Below are 1,602 nucleotides of genomic sequence, written 5' to 3'. Positions count from 1 at the left end.
CCGTCCAGCGAGATCCGCGGGGTGACCGCGGCCCGGGCGGCGGCCGATTTCTCACCGGGGTTCAGCGTCTTCCAGAACGTCCCCAGGTCCTTGTCGGACACCCGCACGGACCGCGCGTCGATGCTCGCCAGGGTGCGGGAGTGCGTCGGCTCGAGCGCCACCAGCCGGTCGGCAAGGGACGCAGCGGCCTTCGACGCCTGTGCGCTGACCCTGGCCCCGACCCTCGACGGGGTCGGCTGCGAGGAGACGATCAGCGGCAGCGCCGAGGTGTGAGCCTCGTCGTAGCCCTGGGATATCAGGCCGGTCACGTTGAAGAGCCGGCGGTCCAACGTCCCGGCGGACACCAGCCCTTGAGCGTCGAACGGCATCACGGTCAGCGACTTGTCGTCGCCCTCGAACGTGTCGAAGGGCACGTGCTCGCGTCCGGGGCCCGGCTGCACCGACGCGGTACGCCGTCCGCCGGGCAGCGTCGTCACGGTCACCCGGTCACCCGTCACCAGCCGTACGGTCGCGGAGCGGGCCCCTGGCACGGCCACGGGGCGACTGACGAGGCCGGTGGCTGGCCGTGCTGTGGCGATGGCCGGTGTGACACCAGCCACCACCAGCAATCCTGTCGATATCGCCGCCATTCGGCGGATTCTTGCCATCAGGGGAAAAACCTTTCGTACAGCTGAACACCACAACTTCGCCGAAAGCATTCGTTGGTGCAGCCGGGCATGTCACTGGTCACAGATGTCACAAGTGCGACATGGCCTAAGAGCGACACGCGTCGCCTCCGTACATCGCCCCGCTTGTCGGCGCCCGGATATGCGGACGTCAGTCCGCGCCTGCTGCCGAAGTGAGCGCGGCGCAGAGGATGTTGGACGAGACGTCGGACAGCCTCTGCTGTTGCTACGCGTGTGCGCCACGGAGAACGAAGATCAACCCGACCGACACAGAAACGGCAACGGCGCTCGCTACAGGGGTCGCGTACACGAGGACAGCGGCGGTTACTTCCCCCTGGTCGTCATGGGCGGTGAGGTAGCAGCCGGGGCGCTGGCGGACCGTTGGCCTTTATGGGGCCGTTTCCGGGGGGTTATCGGCGTCCGCCGAGGCGGTCGTCGTGGATGTGTCCGGCGACGGCGGCAAGCTGGTCTGGGTCGGCGAGTTCGGTCAGTCCGTGCACGGCGGCGTCCATGCGATCGGGTGAGTCCATGCCGACGACCCAGGTGACCATCTGATCCTTCAGCGCGACGTGAGCGCCGACGTGGTGGACGAGACCCTGCTCGTACAGCTGGGCGATCGGTTCGGCCCGCAGGCGCTTTCCCACCTTGGCGGTGACTTCAAGGACGCGGGGCATGAGCTGTCCGTTGGTGGAGCCCTCGCGGCGCAGCTGCTCCCACGCCTGGGAGAGGACCTGGCGGGCCATGTCCCCGCCGTAGTTCGACTCGACCACGATGGCGTCGGCTTTGAGGACGAGGGCGACTCTGGTGCGGAATTCCGCTTGATCAGCCAGCGAGTTGGTAGCCAACACCGTTGCGTTTGAGTGTTGAGGTGCAGGTCAAGCCCTGGTGAATGACGCAACGGGACGTCCTGATAGATCAACTTGTTGCTGAGGCAAGG

Annotated in this window: 1 protein-coding gene and 1 pseudogene; both read right to left on the bottom strand. The window is 67.0% G+C overall.

The window, feature by feature from the left end; genetic code table 11:
- Positions 1-536 (bottom strand): annotated as a pseudogene (locus tag ACWDA7_RS52710) (peptidase S8); the annotation flags it as partial.
- A gap of 539 nt (positions 537-1,075) precedes the next feature.
- Complete coding sequence (locus ACWDA7_RS52705; protein ID WP_450615318.1) at positions 1,076-1,510, bottom strand: hypothetical protein; 435 nt, start codon at positions 1,508-1,510, stop codon at positions 1,076-1,078.
- Positions 1,511-1,602: the final 92 nt, after the last annotated feature.

The sequence above is a fragment of the Streptomyces sp. NPDC001156 genome, from assembly GCF_053598275.1.
This window is presented reverse-complemented; position numbering and strand designations above follow the sequence as displayed.